Raw genomic sequence first — 15,173 nt, 5'->3', positions numbered from 1 at the left:
GGGACGATGAGAGGCGGGTCTTGGAACCCAGCAGAGGTCCGTTCAGGCCAAGCCAAACTGGGCGAGGAGGGCCGCATGCTCTGGCGTGCCGATAAAGCTGGCCAACTCGGCGTTGACTTGCTCTCTCGTTTCTCGTTGGCGACACCCAAACACCCCGGCGGCAGGTTCCCTCTCTGCGGCTGGAACGCCAACACATAGCAGGCCGCTTCCAGGATGCCGTGCGATGTGTGCCCGATGCGCGAGTTCGACACTTGCATAGGCGTCGACTGTGCCGTCTGTGACCGCCTGCGCGGCATCGCGGTAGTCCTGAAAGGCAACGATGTCGTGCGCCCGAACGCCGAGGCCCAGAGCGGTCTGTTCCTGGATTTGGCCGGTAAGCACGGCAAGCTTGCTATTTCCGTCGGCGAGGCTGCGGTATCCGGCAATCTGATCGCGGCTGCTTTCGCGGACCAGAAGTCCGTCGTGAAGCGCCCAGATCGGTATCGTGAAGGATGCTCGCCTGGCGCGCTCCTCCGTCACGAACATGCCTGTAGTCATGTCCCAGCGACCGTCGTCGAGCCCTGGCAGCAGTTCCCCGAAGCTGGTCTCGACCGGTTCGAAGGGGACGCCCATCTTGGAGGCGATCTGCCGGGCCAACTCGACGTCGTAGCCAGTCAGATTGCCACCCTCCAGATAGTTGAAGGGTGGCTCGGCGATCCAGCCGAACTTCATCGCGGCCTCCCCTTACGGAACGATCAGCGTTCCGGCACCATGCTCGGTAAACAGTTCGAGCAGCACTGAATGCGGCGTCTTGCCGTTGAGAATGACCACGCCTTCGACGCCGCGCTCAATCGCTTCGATGCAGGTCTCGACCTTGGGGATCATGCCGCCCGATATGGTGCCGTCCTTGATCAGCGCCTTGGCCTCGGCAACGGTCAGCTCGTCGATCAGCTTCTTGTCCTTGTCGAGCACGCCGGGCACGTCGGTGAGGAACAGCAGCCGCGAGGCGCCGAGTGCGCCGGCAATCGCACCGGCAAAAGTGTCGGCGTTGATGTTGTAGGTGTGGCCGTCGCGCCCTGGCGCGACAGGCGCCAGCACCGGGATCATTTCCGAGCGCGCCAGCAGGTCGAGCAGCGTGCGGTCGACCTCGACCGGTTCGCCGACAAAGCCGAGATCGATCACCTTTTCGATATTGCTGTCGGGGTCGACCATGGTCTTCTTGGCCTTTTCGGCGAAGACCATGTTGCCGTCCTTCCCGCACAGGCCGATCGCCCATTCGCCTTCTGCGTTGATGAGGGCGACGATCTCCTTGTTGATCGAACCGGCTAGCACCATCTCGACGATCTCGACCGTCTTCTGGTCGGTGACGCGCAGGCCACCTTCGAATTTAGATTCGATGCCCATCCTGGCCAGCATGGCTCCGATCTGCGGCCCGCCGCCATGCACGACGATGGGGTTGACGCCCGACTGCTTGAGAAGGGCGATGTCGCGGGCAAAGGCGCGGCCGAGCGCGATGTCGCCCATGGCGTGGCCGCCATATTTCACCACCACCGTCTTGTTTTCGTAGCGCTGCATGTAGGGCAAGGCCGCGGAGAGCAGGGCGGCCTGCATTTCGGCGGTGGCGGCGACGTTCGTCGTCATCGGCATGGTCCCGGATAGCTGGAAAAGGTCGGCGCGGTCTTACCCGGAAACCGGGCAGGGGGCAAATGGTTCGATGGTCCTGGCGGGGCTGCGGCGCCGTGACTCATGCGCGGCTGAACCAGTTGCAGGCAGCGGCGCGATTTAAACAGCAGTTGCAATTCGCCTTTCGCCACGTAACTTGGCGGCCATGACGCCGCAGGACATCACCAAACTGATCGTGCGGACCTCGTTGAAGGACCGCTCGGCCTTCGATCTGCTCTACCGGCAGACCAGCTCGAAACTTTTCGGCGTCTGCCTGCGTGTATTGAATGACAGGGCGGATGCCGAGGAGGCGCTGCAAGAGGTCTTCGTCAAGATCTGGACGAAGGCGGATAGGTTTGCGGCCTCCGATCTCAGCCCCATTTCGTGGCTTGTGGCAATCGCGCGCAATCATGCGATCGACCGTATCCGGGCACGGCGTCAGGCACCCCTCGCCATCGACGAGGCGCTTGAGATTGCCGATCCCGCGCCAGGGCCCGAGGCGGCGGCTGTGGCCGGCGACGAGGCCGGGCGCATCAATCTTTGCCTCGAGGAACTGGAGAAGGATCGGGCGGCGGCGGTCCGCGGTGCCTATCTCAAAGGCGAAAGTTATGCCGAACTTGCGGAACGCCACGCCGTGCCGCTCAATACCATGCGCACATGGCTGCGCCGCAGCCTGTTGAAGCTGAGGGAATGTCTGGAAAGATGACACTGGCGGAAGACAACGGACAGGAACCTGGAGGCGACGACATCCTCGCCGCCGAGTACGTTCTTGGCGTCCTGTCTGCCGATGAGCGTCGCCAGGCCAGCGCCCGTATCGACGCAGAGCCTGCCTTCGCGCGCATCGTCGACAGATGGGAGGTGCATTTTGCCCCGCTGGCGGCTGAATACCCCGAGGTCGAGGCGCCGGTATCGGTCAGGCGGGGCATCGACCATCGGCTGCTCCGCGACGCGGCGGAGCAGTCAAGGCTGCACCCATGGTCGAGCCTCGTCTTCTGGCGCGGTCTGGCGGCAGCAGCAGTGGCGGCTCTCGTGCTGTACATTGCCGTGCCCTACATCAATCCGCCCGCCCAGGCACCGCAGCAGTTCATGGTGGCCTCGCTTGCCGCCGATGGCAGCGACGTCAAATACATGGTCATGTACGACGCGGCGACCGGCGAGGTCGGCTTGTCGCATGTCGCGGGCGAGCGCGCCGCCGGCAAGGATTTCGAACTCTGGATGATCGAAGGCAAAAACCCGCCGGTCTCCATGGGTGTCATCCCGGTTGGGACCACGATGAAAATKCCGGTCAAGCAAGAGATGCGCGACAAGCTCGCCACAGGTGCCGTGCTCGCCGTCAGCCTTGAGCCTGCGGGTGGTTCGCCGAGCGGTCTGCCGACCGGCCCCGTGGTCGCCGCCGGCGATCTCCGCAACATCTGATCCCCAAAAGAATAATTCACAGAATGCAAAATTGCTGAAACTTTGTCGCTGGCTCGCTCGTATCTGCAAGGTTTTGGGTTCTTCTGTTTAAATTCTCTAAGTATATTTTATTGCGATCGCGAAACTGTCTGAGATCGTATCCGTAACTTCTTGTGCCTTTCCATTTCCGGAAACAACCCAAGGAGTTTTGATATGCGTAAGATCTCTCTCGCTTTGCTCGCCGGTGCTTTTTCCGCTCTCGCCACTTTCGCATATGCCCAAAATCCKATGGTTGGCGGCGCTGCGATGTTTGCCGACAAGAACATCGTCGAGAACGCCGTCAACTCGAAGGACCACACCACGCTCGTCGCGGCGGTCAAGGCAGCAGGCCTGGTCAAGACGCTTGAGGGCAAGGGGCCATTCACCGTCTTTGCACCGACCAACGAAGCCTTCGCAGCGCTCCCGGCTGGCACGGTCGAAACGCTTCTGAAGCCTGAAAACAAGGACAAGCTGGCCAAGATCCTGACGTGCCATGTCGTTGGCGCCAAGGCGATGTCGGCTGACGTTGCCAAGATGGTCAAGGATGACGGCGGCTCCCATATGGCCAAGACGGCTGGTGGGTGCGAGCTGATCCTGAAGGATGATGGCGGCAAGGTCACAGTGACGGACGAAAGCGGCAACGTCGCCAACGTCACCATCGCCGATGTCGCCCAGTCGAACGGCGTCATCCACGTCATCGACAAGGTTTTGCTGCCCAAGATGTAAGCCCTAGGGGCAGGGCGATTGCGCGCGCTGTCGCTCCCTGAGGCACGCGCAATCGGCAAAGCGCCCCGCAACGGTCTGCGTTGCGGGGCGCAGTCCATTTCACTCAAGCCCTGTTGATTTTGCAGTGATGCGACACCGGCCTATGGTCGGATAGGAGATATGCCATGGACCGCCGTTCATTTTTGTTGGGCAGTGCTGCGATCGCCGTTCTTGCCGGTTTGGTGCTATCCAGGCGGCTGAACATATCAGCCCCGGCGTTGGCCGAAAACTTCGAGGTCACCAAGACGGACGTCCAATGGCGCGCGGTTCTTTCGCCCGCCGCGTTCGCTGTCCTGCGTCAGGAAGACACCGAGCCGCCGGGATCGAGCCCGCTGCTCGACGAACACCGCAAGGGCACCTTTCACTGCGCCGGCTGCGATCTCGCCGCTTATGCGTCGGACACCAAGTTCGATTCGCACACCGGCTGGCCGAGCTTCTGGGAAGCACTGCCCAATGCGGTCGGCACCAAGGTGGACAGTTCGCTGCTGATGACCCGCACCGAGGTGCATTGCCGCCGCTGCGGCGGCCATCTTGGCCATGTCTTCGACGATGGCCCACCGCCGACCGGCAAGCGCCATTGCATCAACGGTTTGGCGCTGGCTTTCAGGCCAGCGACAACCTAGCCGCCGTTGACCACCAAAGCGATCGCCTCGCGCAGCTCTTCGATGCCTTCGTTCTTCTCCGACGAGGTTGCCAGCACGGTCGGGAAAGCGGCGGCGCGCTTCTTGATCTTCAAAAGCGTGTCTTCGATCAGCGGCTGCACACCCGCCGCCTTGATCTTGTCGGTCTTGGTCAGGACGATCTGGTAGGAGATCGCGGCCTTGTCGAGCAGGGTCAGAACCTCCTCGTCGTTTTTCTTGATGCCGTGGCGTGAATCGATCAGCAGGTAGACGCGCTTGAGCGTCACCCGGCCGCGCAGATAATCGAACACCAGCTTGGTCCAGGCGTCGACCTGTTCCTTTGGAGCCTTGGCGTAGCCGTAGCCCGGCATGTCGACCAGTGCCATCGGCGGCATGTCACCGGCCTGGCCGGAATAGCCGTCGGGCACGAAATAGTTGAGCTCCTGGGTGCGCCCCGGCGTGTTCGAGGTGCGTGCCAGCCCGCCATGGCGAACCAGCGAGTTGATCAGCGACGACTTGCCGACATTGGAACGGCCGGCGAAGGCGATCTCTGGCGGCCCTTCGGGCGGCAGGAATTTCATTGAGGGCACGCCGCGGATGAAGATCCACGGGCGTAGGAACAGCTCGGCAGTGACCGCCGCTGTGGGTGTTATCTGATCGTTCAAGCCGCTGCCTCCAGCAGAGAAATATCCGAGCCGCGAATGGCATTGAGGTTGCGGCCGATCTTGTCCACCGGCCAATCCCACCATGCAATCGTCAGAAGCCGTTCGATGGTCTTGTCGTCGAAACGCTTCTTGACCACGACCGAAGGATTGCCGGCTACGATCGCATAAGGCGGTACGTGCCTGCTGACAACCGATTTCGCAGCAACGATGGCACCGTGGCCGATATGAACGCCCGGCAGGATCACCGCTTCCATGCCGATCCACACGTCATTGCCGAGCACGGTGTCGCCGCGCACCTCCTTGTGCCAGGTGGCGACGTCGAAGCCTTCCTCCCAGCCATGGCCGAAAATGTTGAACGGATAGGTCGAAAAACCCGACATGGCATGGTTGGCGCCGTTCATGATGAAACGCGCGCCCTCGGCTATGGCACAGAACTTTCCGATGATCAGCTTGTCGCCGATGAAGGGGTAGTGATGCAGGACGCATTTCTGCTGAAACAAGTCCGGCCCCTCGGGGTCGTCGTAATAGGTGAAGTCGCCGATCTCGATGTTTTCGGCATCAACGAGGGGCTTGAGGAAACCGACGCGCTTGTGCATCGGCATCGGGTGCTTGATGTCAGGGTTCGGTCCTTGCATGGCGACGTCCATTTTGATGCGTATGGAATGACAGTATAGCGCGATCCCCGGCGATGACATCCGGGGGAGGGGATCAAGGGTTTTGGGGGAGAATCAAACCGGGGTCCCGCAAGGAATGCAGGACCCCGGCCTTGCCGAGACGGTTCAGTTCTGACCGGGGGAAGTCAGAAGCCGCCACCCCACAGGCTGATGCTTGAGAGGCACCACAAAGCTACGCGAGCGTCGCCGCAAAAGTTTCAGCGCCCCATATGTGCGAAAGCAAAAAGGCCCCGGACGAGCCAGGGCCTTTTTTCTTTTCTCCGAGAAGTCCGGCTATTCGGCCGGCGTCGGTTTTTTCTTGAACAACGCCACGAGGTTGTCCCAAAGCTCGATCTTGGCACCCTGGCGCTTCATGATCACGCCCTGCTGGAGGATCGACAGCGAGTTGTTCCACGCCCAGTAGATGACGAGGCCCGCCGGGAACGACGCCAGCATGAAGGTGAACAGGATCGGCATCCAGGTGAAGATCATCGCCTGGGTCGGATCCGGAGGTGTCGGGTTCATGCGCATCTGCAGGAACATGGTCACGCCCATGATCAGCGGCCAAACGCCGATCATCAGGAAGGCGGGCACGCCCCATGGCAGCAGGCCGAACAGGTTGAACAGCGACGTCGGGTCCGGTGCCGCCAGATCGTGGATCCAGCCGAAGAACGGCGCATGGCGCATTTCGATGGTGACGTACAGCACCTTGTAGAGCGCGAAGAACACCGGGATCTGGATCAGCACCGGCCAGCAGCCGGCCAGCGGATTGATCTTCTCGGTCTTGTACAGCTCCATCATCGCCTGCTGCTGCTTCATCTTGTCGTCCGCGTATTTCTCGCGGATTTCCAGCATCTTGGGCTGCACCATCTTCATATTCGCCATCGACTTGTACGACTTGTTGGCGAGCGGGAAGAAGATGGCCTTGACGATGACGGTGGTGGCGAGGATCGCCAGACCGAAATTGCCGAGCATCTTGTAGAGCGTATCGATGAGCCAGAACATTGGCTTGGTGATGAAGTAGAACCAGCCCCAGTCGATCAGAAGCTCGAACTGGCGGATCTGGCGATCCTTCTCATAGGCGTTGATCTTGGCCACTTCCTTGGCGCCGGCAAAGACCAGCGTCTCGACCGTTGCCGACTGACCGGCAGCAACAGTGATCGGGTCGGTCAGGTAGTCGGCCTGGTAGCGCGGGCGGCCGTCTTCGAAATAGGAAAAGCGCGGCTGGAACGGCTGCTTGCCCGAGGGAACCAGCGTGGCTGCCCAGTACTTGTCGGTGATGCCGAGCCAGCCGTCGGTCGACTTGCCGGGCAGGACCTGCTTGTCCTTTTCGATCGAGGCGTACTTGATTTCCTGCAGGCCTTCAGTGCCGGTGACGCCAATCAGGCCTTCGTGCAGCACGTAGGTCGAGGCATGCAGCGGCTTGTCGAAGCGGGTGATGCGGCCGTAGTTCGACAACGAGACATCGGCGCCGCTGGCATTGGTCACCGTGTCGGTGACCGTGAACATGTAGTTCTGATCGACAGCGATGGTGCGCTTGAATGTCAGGCCTTTTTCATTGGTGAAGGTCAGCGTCACAGGCGTTGCCGGCGTCAGCGTCTGGCTGCCTTCGGCGGACCAGACCGTATCGGGACCCGGAACGGTGCCAGTCGCTTCGCTGCCGACAAAGCCGATCTCGCTGTAGAAGCCGGATGGCAGCGCCTGCGGGTTCAGCAGCTCGATAACAGGCGAAGTCGGATCGACGGCAACGCGGTAGTGCTTGAGGCTGATGTCGTCGATGCGCGCGCCGGTCAGGTTGATCGAACCCTTCAGGCTTGGCGTGTCGAGCGCGATGCGGCCCGAAGCTGCAATCGCCTGGGCACGGTCGGCGACCGCGACCTGGGTCGTTGGCGCACCGGGAATGCCGGTCTGCGGTGCTGTTGGCGTTCCGGTGCTGGTGCCTGCCGGCTGGGCAGCCTTCTGCTGCTGGGCCACGCGCTCGGCTTCGATCCGCGCGGTTTCCCGCTGCGTTTCGACGCGGGGGTTCATGTAGAACACCTGCCAGAGCGTCAGGATCAGCACCGACAAGGCGATGGTGATAAAGAAATTACGGTTGTTTTCCATCGAAAGCCCTTATCGCGTTCCGCGAATGCGCCGAGAAAGTTCGGCCGTAACCTGGCCGAAAGGGGCGGTGAGCACGTCTTCGCGCCCGACGATCACATAGTCTTTGCCAGCCGCCATGTCACCTGCGGCATGTGTACGAACGGCTTCCCTGAGGCGCCGTTTGACACGATTGCGGACAACCGCATTGCCGACCTTCTTGGTGACGGTATAGCCGACTCGCGGCCCAGCTTTGTCGTCGCGATCCAAAACCTCGACGAGAAAAAACCGTCCGCGCCGCTTTTCACCGCGGCGGACGGCCAGAAACTGTTTTCTTTTCAGAAGCCGTTCGGGGCAGCGTCCATGCGGAGCAGACCCCTCAGGCTTGCTGTCAGCGGGCAAGGTTCCCGCCTATGGCTTAGGCGGAGAGCCGCTTGCGGCCGCGATTGCGGCGAGCTGCGACGACGTCGCGACCACCCTTGGTTGCCATGCGAGCACGGAAACCATGACGGCGCTTACGGACGAGTTTGGACGGCTGATAGGTACGCTTCATTTGTTTTTATACCGCGGGGTGCGGCCCTTCTTGATTCTGTCACTTTGTAACAGGAGCTTGGCTCAGCTTGCCTCGACGCGATCAAAAACCGCGACGGAAGCGGGTCCCGAGCGTGTGCGGGCTTATAGAAAGAAGGTGCCGCGAAGTCAATCGGCTCCGCTGGCCGCCACAACACTTGTCGCCTGCGGCGATTGATCCCGCTCAGCAGCGCCGAAAGGTTGCTTTTTGCGTTGCAAAATTTGCAACTGCGCTGCGATAGCCTATCTTTGCCAGAACGGGAAGCATAGGCGTTTCGGGATATGACGGAGCCGAGGCAATTTCTCCCAGGGCGGACTTGCAGCAAAGATCGACATGACTGAAGCAGCCGATACCGGCGTATATGCTGGAAAACAGGCGGAACGGTCGGTTCCGCGCTCGCGCAGCCTGTCGGCCAAGCTGCTGCTGTTGACCGTTACTTTTGTGCTCTTCGCCGAAGTGCTGTTCTTCCTGCCTTCCATCGCCAGCTTTCGCATGCGCTGGCTCGATGAGCGGCTGGCGACGGCCGCTGCCGTTGCGACAATCCTGGTGCAGGGCGACCCGACGACCTTGTCGCGTTCCGCCCAGAACGACGTGCTGGCGGCCATCGGCGCCAAGGCGATTGCGGTGCGCGACGGTGGCGTTTCAAGGCTGCTCGTCGTTGCCGACATGCCGCCCGAGGTCGACGAGCATATCGAGATTGCAAAGACAGGCGTGCTGAGTTCGATGCCGGCTGCCATCGACACGCTGCTGTTTGGCGGCAACCGGATGCTACGCGTCTATGGCACTGTCGGTGAAAGCCCCAAGGAATTCGAGCTGGTCATCTCCGACTATCGGCTGCATCGCGCAATGCTGGCCAATGCGCGCTACATCGTCTTTGTCTCGCTGTTGATTTCGCTGTGCACGGCAGCGTTGGTCTACTTCGCCATCGACCGCATCATGATCAAGCCCATCCGCGCCATGACACGCTCGATGCTGACCTTCTCCGATGCCCCTGACAGTCCCGCCGGCGTCATCGTTCCGGAAGCGCGTTCCGATGAGATCGGCCTCGCCGAACGCGAACTGTCGGCAATGCAGATGCATTTGCAAAAGATGCTGAACGAGCAGAAGCACCTCGCCGATCTCGGTCTTGCCGTGTCCAAGATCAATCACGACATGCGCAACATCTTGGCCTCCGCCCAGCTGATGTCCGACCGCCTGCGCATGGTCAAGGATCCAGCCGTCCAGGCCTTTGCCCCGAAATTGCTGAGGACGCTCGACCGCGCCGTCGCCTATTCGGAAAACGTGCTGTCTTACGGCCGTGCCCAGGAACTGCCGCCGGCGCGCCGGCGCTTGCGGCTCGCTCAACTGGTTGACGATGTCCATGGTTTGCTCGGCCTAGAGCCTGAATCGGGCATTGAGTTCTGCAATGCCGTTGACAGCGATTTCGAGATCGATGCCGATCCCGACCAGCTTTTCCGGGTGCTGACCAACCTTTGCCGCAACGCCGTCCAGGCGATGGCCGGCGACGCCGACAGCGCCATCGTCAACCGGCTGACCGTCTATGCCGAACGCGAAGGCAGCGTCAGCCGCATCCTGGTTGCCGACACCGGTCCGGGCCTGCCGCAAAAGGCGCGCGAAAATCTGTTTACCGCTTTCCGCGGCTCGGCCCGCAGCGGCGGTACCGGCCTTGGCCTTGCCATCGCCCATGAACTGGTGCGCGCCCATGGCGGCACGCTGGAACTCGTCGAGAGCGCCGGTGGCCGCACCGTCTTTGCCGTTGCCATCCCCGACCAGCCGATTCGCCTCGATGAAGCACGTCACGGTCTGCGCCGTCCGGCGTGACAAGCCGTGCTCCGGTGGGCGGTTGGAGGATGACAAGCCTGTCTTGATCCAGCTCAATGAAGGGCTGCGCGCCATAGGGTAATCTCAGTCGAGTACGCGCCAACGCCGCATGGTTGGGCGCGTCAAAACAGGAGCACTCCGATGAAGCCGCATTTCTTCCTTCCCCTTGCCACCTATCCAGAGGCCAATTCCGAGGCGGTGGCATCAAGTGCAGTGTCGGTCGCAGCCCAGTTCAACGCGAGCCTGCATGCGGTGGTGTTCAATCCGGCCTTTCCTCAGGTTTCCAGCGCGCTTTCGAAATTGCTGCTCGATACCCCGCAGATGATCCGCGATGCCGAGGCTTCAAGCCGCAGGCATGGCAAGCAACTTCTCGCCGCCTTGGAGGCGAGTGCCAAAGAGGTCGGCGTCGACGTCACCACCGGTGAGGTACCAGTGTCCTCGGCCGCGCTTGGCGAGGCAGCGTGCGAGCAGGCCCGCTACTTCGACCTCGCGCTGCTCGGCTGGGAAGTGGGCAATCAGACCTCGCGCATGCTGGCCGAGGCGGTTGTCTTCGGCGCTGGGCGCCCGACTGTGATCCTGCCGAACCTTGTGACCGTGGGCGCTGTCGACCATGTCGCCATCGCCTGGGACGGCAGCCGCGTTGCAGCGCGCGCTGTTGCCGACGCGCGTCCGTTCCTGGAAAAGGCGTCAAGGATTTCGGTGATCACCATCCTCAATGAAAAGAAGCTGCGCGACACGGACGCTGCCGAACAGCTAGCCGAAGGCCTGCGCCAGCGCGGCCTTGCAGCCGAGGCGGTGCCGACCCGAATCGGCAGCTCCTCCATTGGCGTCACCCTTCAGGAAACCGCGACCTCGCTGGGGGCAAAGCTTCTGGTCATGGGCGGCTACGGCCATTCCCGCGTTCGCGACTTCGTGCTTGGCGGTGCGACCGAGGGCATCCTGAGCGACCTGCGGCTGCCGGTACTGTTGTCGCACTGACGACAGTCCGTGACTTCTCGCAAGACAAGCGGCCGGGTAACCTTGCGTCCGGCCGTGGCTTGGAAAAACTTTGCCGGCGGCGGCTTGCATTTCGCAAAGCCACCCGCTAGGTAGCGCCGGTCGCTGCGATCCATGGATCGAACGACCCGGCCATTGTCGATGGCCTGATGCGCGCCCGTAGCTCAGCTGGATAGAGCACCAGACTACGAATCTGGGGGTCAGAGGTTCGAATCCTTTCGGGCGCGCCATTTTCTTCAAATGGTTCATAAAACATGAGTTACACGTGGCTTTGGCACTGCTGGGGCGCGCAAAATGACGATGTTGGTTGCTTCGATGGACCACAGTCCGCAAGAAATACCAAACGATCGCAGTATTTGGCACACCTCCGCCTTTTTGGTTTCTGTCAGCGCCGAACAGTGGGGCTGGGACGAGTATCTTGGTCCTCTGCTCAATCCACAAGGCAAGAGGTTGCGGAAGTGGACTGGAAAGAACCCTGATCGCTATCGCAGGGAGTTTCGTCGGCAGATTCCCCAGGTGCTCGCCAGTAGCAGTGTCTTTGGCTTAGCGCTCAGCGTCCAAGGTGGGACGGTCGTCGATTCCTTGGCTGAGTTGATCACCCAAATGGCTCTCGATGGGCACCTACATGTTTCGGGACAGGAGGTAACGGTCGCCGGCCTCGCGTCCGGACGAGACTTTACGATCTCAACGGTTCAAGCCGCGTACGTAATTTACCTCATTCATTTTATCTGTCGCATGCATGCGTTCATTCTCGAAAGCCTAAATGGAGATCAGGCTGAACCGTTGGTCACATGTGACTGGCAGATAAGTCCAGACAACTTTCCCAACGGGGTCAACGGACCCATGGCGACCCTATTTTCCATAGTAGCAAACAGTGCCGCTGCGCTTGGTCTGGTGCGCGGCAATCTCCGAGTCTCGACCCACCTACAGGGAGATCCGGGCGCTGAGGTCTGTGATAACTTAGCAGGGATGCTGAAAGACGATCTGTATTGCGGATCGAGCACTCTTGCATGCTTGGAGCGCCCGGCTATTGGCGGGTTCTACTGGGAGATCCACGACAAGTGTCAGGCTGACTAAGCGTCTTGATCAGCCGGGCGGCATGGCTGCCATGGACATCGAGCGCTGCTCCGCAGGCTCACCGTCGAAACGGCTACGCCGGCACTTCAGCTTTGATGCCTTAGGGCCATCCCTTCCGCGCTCGGCGCGCCATTTTCTTCACTGCCACATTAATTGTTAATCGCCGCCAAGCGCCTGATCCAGGGTTTTTGCGAAACCCTCGATGTGGGTGCCAAAGCCGCCGTGCCCGCCTGGGAAGATGACCGGCTCGACGCCTAGTTTCGCGGCCAGTGCCGCGCTTGTGCGCTGGGTGATCTGCCCGACGGACTCCTCGCCGATTCCGATCACGATACGGGGCTTGCCTGCGCGCAAGACAGCAACATCGGGATGATAGAGCGACAGCGGCATCAGCCCATGGGCGATGAAATATTCGAAATTCGCCTCCATCCTGCCGAAGGTTGCGATGTCTTCGGGTGAGGGGGCAAACTCTGGCGACGCGTCGCTTGGCTCGTCATCGAGGCCGGCCATCGCCATGAATTTCGCCATTGCCGGGCCCACGCCTTCGCGGCGATAAGTTTCGTAAATCTCCCTATCGGCCGCAATGGCCTCCGCTGGGTCATCGAGCATGACAAGGCATGGCGGTTCATGCGCCACCAGCACACGCACCCGTTCGGGATGCCGGGCCGCCAGGTTGAGCCCGATCTGGGCGCCACCGCTGTTGCCAAGCACATAGGCTGGCCCGTCACCCAGCGTCTCGATCAGCCGGGCGGCATCGTCGCCGTGAACATCAAGCTGCTGCTCCACGGGCTCGCTGTCGAAATGGCTGCGTGAGTTTCCGCGCGGATCATAGGCAATGACGGTGTAACGATCTGCAAGTTGGCGCGACAGGTCGGCGAAAACACCCGCATCGCTGGGGCCGCCGGCGATCGTCAGCAGCAAGGGGCCAGATCCCAAGACCTCGTAGTAGAGTTTCGCCCCAGGCACTTTCAGCGTCGATGATTTAGGGTTCATGACCTTCTCTCCCACGGTTATTCGCTGCCGAGCACCAGGCGATTGCCCTCGCTGTCGCGGAATTCGGCGACGATGCGACCGGGCTGCCAGGGTGCTTCCTGCGGTTCGCTGATGATCTCCACGCCTAGCGATTTGAGCCTCCCGACCGTCGCTGCGACGTCGTTCTCGACCAGCACCAGCACTGGCTCAGCCGAGGGTGCGTCGTCAGTGCGCCTGACGAAGTGCAGTGCTGTTTCAGCACCAGCAAATTTGAGCTCGATCCAGCGCCACCCGTCCTTGCCCATCGGCGCATCGGCTGCGACCTCGCAGCCGAAATGATCGACGTAAAACGCCTTGGCGCGGTCCTGGTCGAACACCGGCAGTTCGGCAAACTGAATGTGCATGGTTGGCTCTCCTGCAATCTGGTTTTGATGAAATGGACTGGACGGTCCAGTACCGATATTGCGCAAAACTAGACCGTCCAGTACTCTAAAGTCAATCTGAGTCTCGATTTCAACGGGCGGTTTCATGGCGGATGTGGCTTCACAGCAAAAACCCGATGGGCAGCGATCGACCCGCAAGCGCCAGGCAATCCTGGCGGCCGCGACCGAGGTCTTTCTGAAAAGCGGCTATCTCGGCACCAACATGGACGAGATCGCGGCCCTGTCTGAGGTGTCGAAGCAGACAGTCTACAAGCACTTTGCCAGCAAGGAGGCGCTGTTCATCGAGATCGTCACCAGCATGAGTGGTGCAGCCGGTGACCGTGTTCATGACCAGGTCCCCGATTTCGACGCCAGCGGCGATCTGGCCGCCTATCTCTACGACTATGCCGAGCGCCAGCTGATGGTGGTGCTGACACCACGCTTGATGCAGCTGCGCCGCCTGGTGATCGGCGAGGTCAGCCGCTTTCCCGAACTGGCGAAGGTGCTCTACGAACGCGGACCCCAGCGGGCGATGGACGCCCTTGCCGCGTCCTTCCAGCGTCTGGCCGATCGCGGCCTGCTTACCATCGATGACGCTAACGTTGCCGCATCGCATTTCAACTGGCTGGTCATGTCCACTCCGGTGAACCGGGCCATGCTTTTGGGCGATGAAGCGATACCAAGCCCTGCGGAACTTCGCCGACATGCCGCCGACGGCGTCCGTGTTTTCCTCGCCGCATACGGAAAGAAATGATCATGGCGCAGACACCGCAATCCGCGACCACCGTGCGCTGTGCATGCGGCAGCGTCGAACTCGAAGCCACCGGCGCGCCCATCGCAAGTGTCGTGTGCTATTGCGACGACTGCCAGGCCGGCTCACGCCAACTCGAAGCGCTGCCGAACGCAGCGCTCGTCCAGGACGCCGATGGTGGCACGRCCTATGTTCTCTACCGCACCGATCTCGTCCGATACGCCAAGGGTGCTGAGCTGTTGCAGAGCCACAAGATCAAGGAGACATCGGCGACGAATCGCCTTGTCGCCTCTTGCTGCAACGCGGCCATGGCCATGAAATTCGACGATTCCAGGCACTGGTTGCCGATCTACCGGGCGCGCTTTGAAGGCGATGCCCCGCCCTTGCAGTGGCGCATCTGCACGAAGTTCAAAGCTGAGGGTGTAGAGCCTCCCAAAGATGTCCCCAGTTCCAAAATGTACCCATTCGGCTTCATCCTCAGGCTGGTGACATCAAACATTGCAATGCTGCTGCGCCGCTGAGAAGCGTATCGGCATGGGTATTTGCGTGAGCCATGGCCGTTTTGCCGGGGGTATCTCAGCCGGTCATGGGCGGCTGGATCGTTTTCCCGGAAAAGTTTGACTTCTGCGGCTTGCAATTCGCCATGTCAGCGGCTAGGTAGCGCCGGTCGCTGCGGTCGATTGATCGGAGCGTCCCGGCCGTTTCATTC

General features: G+C 61.1%; 18 protein-coding genes and 1 tRNA gene. 10 read left to right on the top strand and 9 right to left on the bottom strand.

Annotated elements, in window-relative coordinates:
• Nucleotides 1-42: 42 nt before the first annotated feature.
• Together AC1DWF_RS15860 and argB are read right to left on the bottom strand one after the other, a co-directional pair.
• A complete protein-coding gene (locus AC1DWF_RS15860) occupies nucleotides 43-711 on the bottom strand; it encodes a transporter substrate-binding domain-containing protein (protein ID WP_476783455.1) in 669 nt (222 codons plus the stop codon).
• Nucleotides 712-723: 12 nt separating this feature from the next.
• Entirely contained in the window at nucleotides 724-1,626 is a 903-nt protein-coding gene (gene argB / locus AC1DWF_RS15855; RefSeq protein ID WP_476783454.1) for an acetylglutamate kinase, read from the bottom strand.
• Between the two features lie 181 nt (nucleotides 1,627-1,807).
• On the opposite strand from argB, the gene AC1DWF_RS15850 reads away from it, so the two are divergent.
• From AC1DWF_RS15850 to msrB, 4 genes are all read left to right on the top strand, one after another.
• On the top strand, nucleotides 1,808-2,347 hold the full coding sequence (locus AC1DWF_RS15850) for a sigma-70 family RNA polymerase sigma factor (protein ID WP_476787955.1): 540 nt from the start codon (nucleotides 1,808-1,810) through the stop codon (nucleotides 2,345-2,347).
• Nucleotides 2,344-3,057 (top strand): anti-sigma factor, encoded by a 714-nt coding sequence (locus AC1DWF_RS15845; protein WP_476841820.1) that lies wholly within the window; start codon nucleotides 2,344-2,346, stop codon nucleotides 3,055-3,057. The genes AC1DWF_RS15850 and AC1DWF_RS15845 overlap by 4 nt, the downstream gene beginning before the upstream one ends.
• 192 nt (nucleotides 3,058-3,249) lie before the next feature.
• On the top strand, nucleotides 3,250-3,801 hold the full coding sequence (locus AC1DWF_RS15840) for a fasciclin domain-containing protein (RefSeq protein WP_476787956.1): 552 nt from the start codon (nucleotides 3,250-3,252) through the stop codon (nucleotides 3,799-3,801).
• Nucleotides 3,802-3,965: 164 nt separating this feature from the next.
• A complete protein-coding gene (gene msrB, locus AC1DWF_RS15835; RefSeq protein ID WP_476787957.1) occupies nucleotides 3,966-4,463 on the top strand; it encodes a peptide-methionine (R)-S-oxide reductase MsrB in 498 nt (165 codons plus the stop codon).
• Here msrB and yihA read toward each other — a convergent pair.
• The 5 genes from yihA to rpmH all read right to left on the bottom strand — a co-directional run bounded on the left by yihA (nucleotide 4,460) and on the right by rpmH (nucleotide 8,410).
• Nucleotides 4,460-5,125, bottom strand: a complete 666-nt coding sequence (gene yihA / locus AC1DWF_RS15830) for a ribosome biogenesis GTP-binding protein YihA/YsxC (RefSeq protein WP_476804393.1) — start codon at nucleotides 5,123-5,125, stop codon at nucleotides 4,460-4,462. The two genes, msrB and yihA, sit on opposite strands and share 4 nt — an antisense overlap.
• Nucleotides 5,122-5,772: a CatB-related O-acetyltransferase gene (locus AC1DWF_RS15825; protein ID WP_476785033.1), complete on the bottom strand. Its 651-nt coding sequence runs from the start codon at nucleotides 5,770-5,772 to the stop codon at nucleotides 5,122-5,124. Before AC1DWF_RS15825 ends, yihA begins: the two co-directional genes overlap by 4 nt.
• A gap of 300 nt (nucleotides 5,773-6,072) precedes the next feature.
• Entirely contained in the window at nucleotides 6,073-7,881 is a 1,809-nt protein-coding gene (gene yidC, locus AC1DWF_RS15820) for a membrane protein insertase YidC (protein ID WP_476785032.1), read from the bottom strand.
• A 9-nt stretch (nucleotides 7,882-7,890) separates the two neighbouring features.
• On the bottom strand, nucleotides 7,891-8,259 hold the full coding sequence (rnpA, locus tag AC1DWF_RS15815; protein WP_476785031.1) for a ribonuclease P protein component: 369 nt from the start codon (nucleotides 8,257-8,259) through the stop codon (nucleotides 7,891-7,893).
• Between the two features lie 16 nt (nucleotides 8,260-8,275).
• On the bottom strand, nucleotides 8,276-8,410 hold the full coding sequence (gene rpmH / locus AC1DWF_RS15810) for a 50S ribosomal protein L34 (protein WP_287093473.1): 135 nt from the start codon (nucleotides 8,408-8,410) through the stop codon (nucleotides 8,276-8,278).
• A 351-nt stretch (nucleotides 8,411-8,761) separates the two neighbouring features.
• Here rpmH and AC1DWF_RS15805 point away from each other — a divergent pair, with 351 nt between their 5' ends.
• The 4 genes from AC1DWF_RS15805 (at nucleotide 8,762) to AC1DWF_RS15790 (ending at nucleotide 12,322) form a co-directional block, all read left to right on the top strand.
• Nucleotides 8,762-10,249: an ATP-binding protein gene (locus tag AC1DWF_RS15805; RefSeq protein WP_476787959.1), complete on the top strand. Its 1,488-nt coding sequence runs from the start codon at nucleotides 8,762-8,764 to the stop codon at nucleotides 10,247-10,249.
• Nucleotides 10,250-10,390: 141 nt separating this feature from the next.
• Complete coding sequence (locus AC1DWF_RS15800; protein WP_476785029.1) at nucleotides 10,391-11,227, top strand: universal stress protein; 837 nt, start codon at nucleotides 10,391-10,393, stop codon at nucleotides 11,225-11,227.
• Between the two features lie 171 nt (nucleotides 11,228-11,398).
• Nucleotides 11,399-11,475 (top strand) — tRNA-Arg (locus AC1DWF_RS15795).
• A 64-nt stretch (nucleotides 11,476-11,539) separates the two neighbouring features.
• Nucleotides 11,540-12,322 carry a hypothetical protein gene (locus AC1DWF_RS15790; RefSeq protein ID WP_476786660.1) on the top strand — a complete coding sequence of 261 codons (783 nt, stop codon included), beginning with the start codon at nucleotides 11,540-11,542 and terminating at the stop codon, nucleotides 12,320-12,322.
• Between the two features lie 156 nt (nucleotides 12,323-12,478).
• On the opposite strand, the gene AC1DWF_RS15785 is transcribed toward AC1DWF_RS15790, so the two are convergent.
• Together AC1DWF_RS15785 and AC1DWF_RS15780 are read right to left on the bottom strand one after the other, a co-directional pair.
• The gene (locus AC1DWF_RS15785) at nucleotides 12,479-13,312 is read right to left on the bottom strand and encodes an alpha/beta fold hydrolase (RefSeq protein WP_476786659.1); all 834 of its coding nucleotides are present in this window, start codon (nucleotides 13,310-13,312) and stop codon (nucleotides 12,479-12,481) included.
• Between the two features lie 17 nt (nucleotides 13,313-13,329).
• Nucleotides 13,330-13,695, bottom strand: a complete 366-nt coding sequence (locus tag AC1DWF_RS15780) for a VOC family protein (RefSeq protein ID WP_476786658.1) — start codon at nucleotides 13,693-13,695, stop codon at nucleotides 13,330-13,332.
• A gap of 124 nt (nucleotides 13,696-13,819) precedes the next feature.
• On the opposite strand from AC1DWF_RS15780, the gene AC1DWF_RS15775 reads away from it, so the two are divergent.
• Both AC1DWF_RS15775 and AC1DWF_RS15770 read left to right on the top strand, forming a co-directional pair.
• Nucleotides 13,820-14,467: a TetR/AcrR family transcriptional regulator gene (locus tag AC1DWF_RS15775; RefSeq protein WP_476787960.1), complete on the top strand. Its 648-nt coding sequence runs from the start codon at nucleotides 13,820-13,822 to the stop codon at nucleotides 14,465-14,467.
• A gap of 2 nt (nucleotides 14,468-14,469) precedes the next feature.
• Nucleotides 14,470-14,985: a GFA family protein gene (locus tag AC1DWF_RS15770; protein WP_476841816.1), complete on the top strand. Its 516-nt coding sequence runs from the start codon at nucleotides 14,470-14,472 to the stop codon at nucleotides 14,983-14,985.
• Nucleotides 14,986-15,173: the final 188 nt, after the last annotated feature.

It is taken from the genome of Aminobacter sp. P4_D5 (assembly GCF_056401815.1).
The sequence above is the reverse complement of the archived record's forward strand: the minus strand, read 5'-3'. Positions and strand labels throughout refer to the sequence as shown.

What these genes read in the sequence shown, in the direction of transcription:
- AC1DWF_RS15825 (WP_476785033.1), bottom strand. Translation starts at nt 5,772, where the DNA reads ATGGACGTCGCCATGCAAGGACCGAACCCTGACATCAAGCACCCGATG.
- AC1DWF_RS15860 (WP_476783455.1), bottom strand. Translation starts at nt 711, where the DNA reads ATGAAGTTCGGCTGGATCGCCGAGCCACCCTTCAACTATCTGGAGGGT.
- msrB (WP_476787957.1), top strand. Translation starts at nt 3,966, where the DNA reads ATGGACCGCCGTTCATTTTTGTTGGGCAGTGCTGCGATCGCCGTTCTT.
- yidC (WP_476785032.1), bottom strand. Translation starts at nt 7,881, where the DNA reads ATGGAAAACAACCGTAATTTCTTTATCACCATCGCCTTGTCGGTGCTG.
- AC1DWF_RS15790 (WP_476786660.1), top strand. Translation starts at nt 11,540, where the DNA reads ATGACGATGTTGGTTGCTTCGATGGACCACAGTCCGCAAGAAATACCA.
- argB (WP_476783454.1), bottom strand. Translation starts at nt 1,626, where the DNA reads ATGCCGATGACGACGAACGTCGCCGCCACCGCCGAAATGCAGGCCGCC.
- AC1DWF_RS15850 (WP_476787955.1), top strand. Translation starts at nt 1,808, where the DNA reads ATGACGCCGCAGGACATCACCAAACTGATCGTGCGGACCTCGTTGAAG.
- AC1DWF_RS15800 (WP_476785029.1), top strand. Translation starts at nt 10,391, where the DNA reads ATGAAGCCGCATTTCTTCCTTCCCCTTGCCACCTATCCAGAGGCCAAT.
- AC1DWF_RS15785 (WP_476786659.1), bottom strand. Translation starts at nt 13,312, where the DNA reads ATGAACCCTAAATCATCGACGCTGAAAGTGCCTGGGGCGAAACTCTAC.
- AC1DWF_RS15780 (WP_476786658.1), bottom strand. Translation starts at nt 13,695, where the DNA reads ATGCACATTCAGTTTGCCGAACTGCCGGTGTTCGACCAGGACCGCGCC.
- AC1DWF_RS15775 (WP_476787960.1), top strand. Translation starts at nt 13,820, where the DNA reads ATGGCGGATGTGGCTTCACAGCAAAAACCCGATGGGCAGCGATCGACC.
- rpmH (WP_287093473.1), bottom strand. Translation starts at nt 8,410, where the DNA reads ATGAAGCGTACCTATCAGCCGTCCAAACTCGTCCGTAAGCGCCGTCAT.
- AC1DWF_RS15805 (WP_476787959.1), top strand. Translation starts at nt 8,762, where the DNA reads ATGACTGAAGCAGCCGATACCGGCGTATATGCTGGAAAACAGGCGGAA.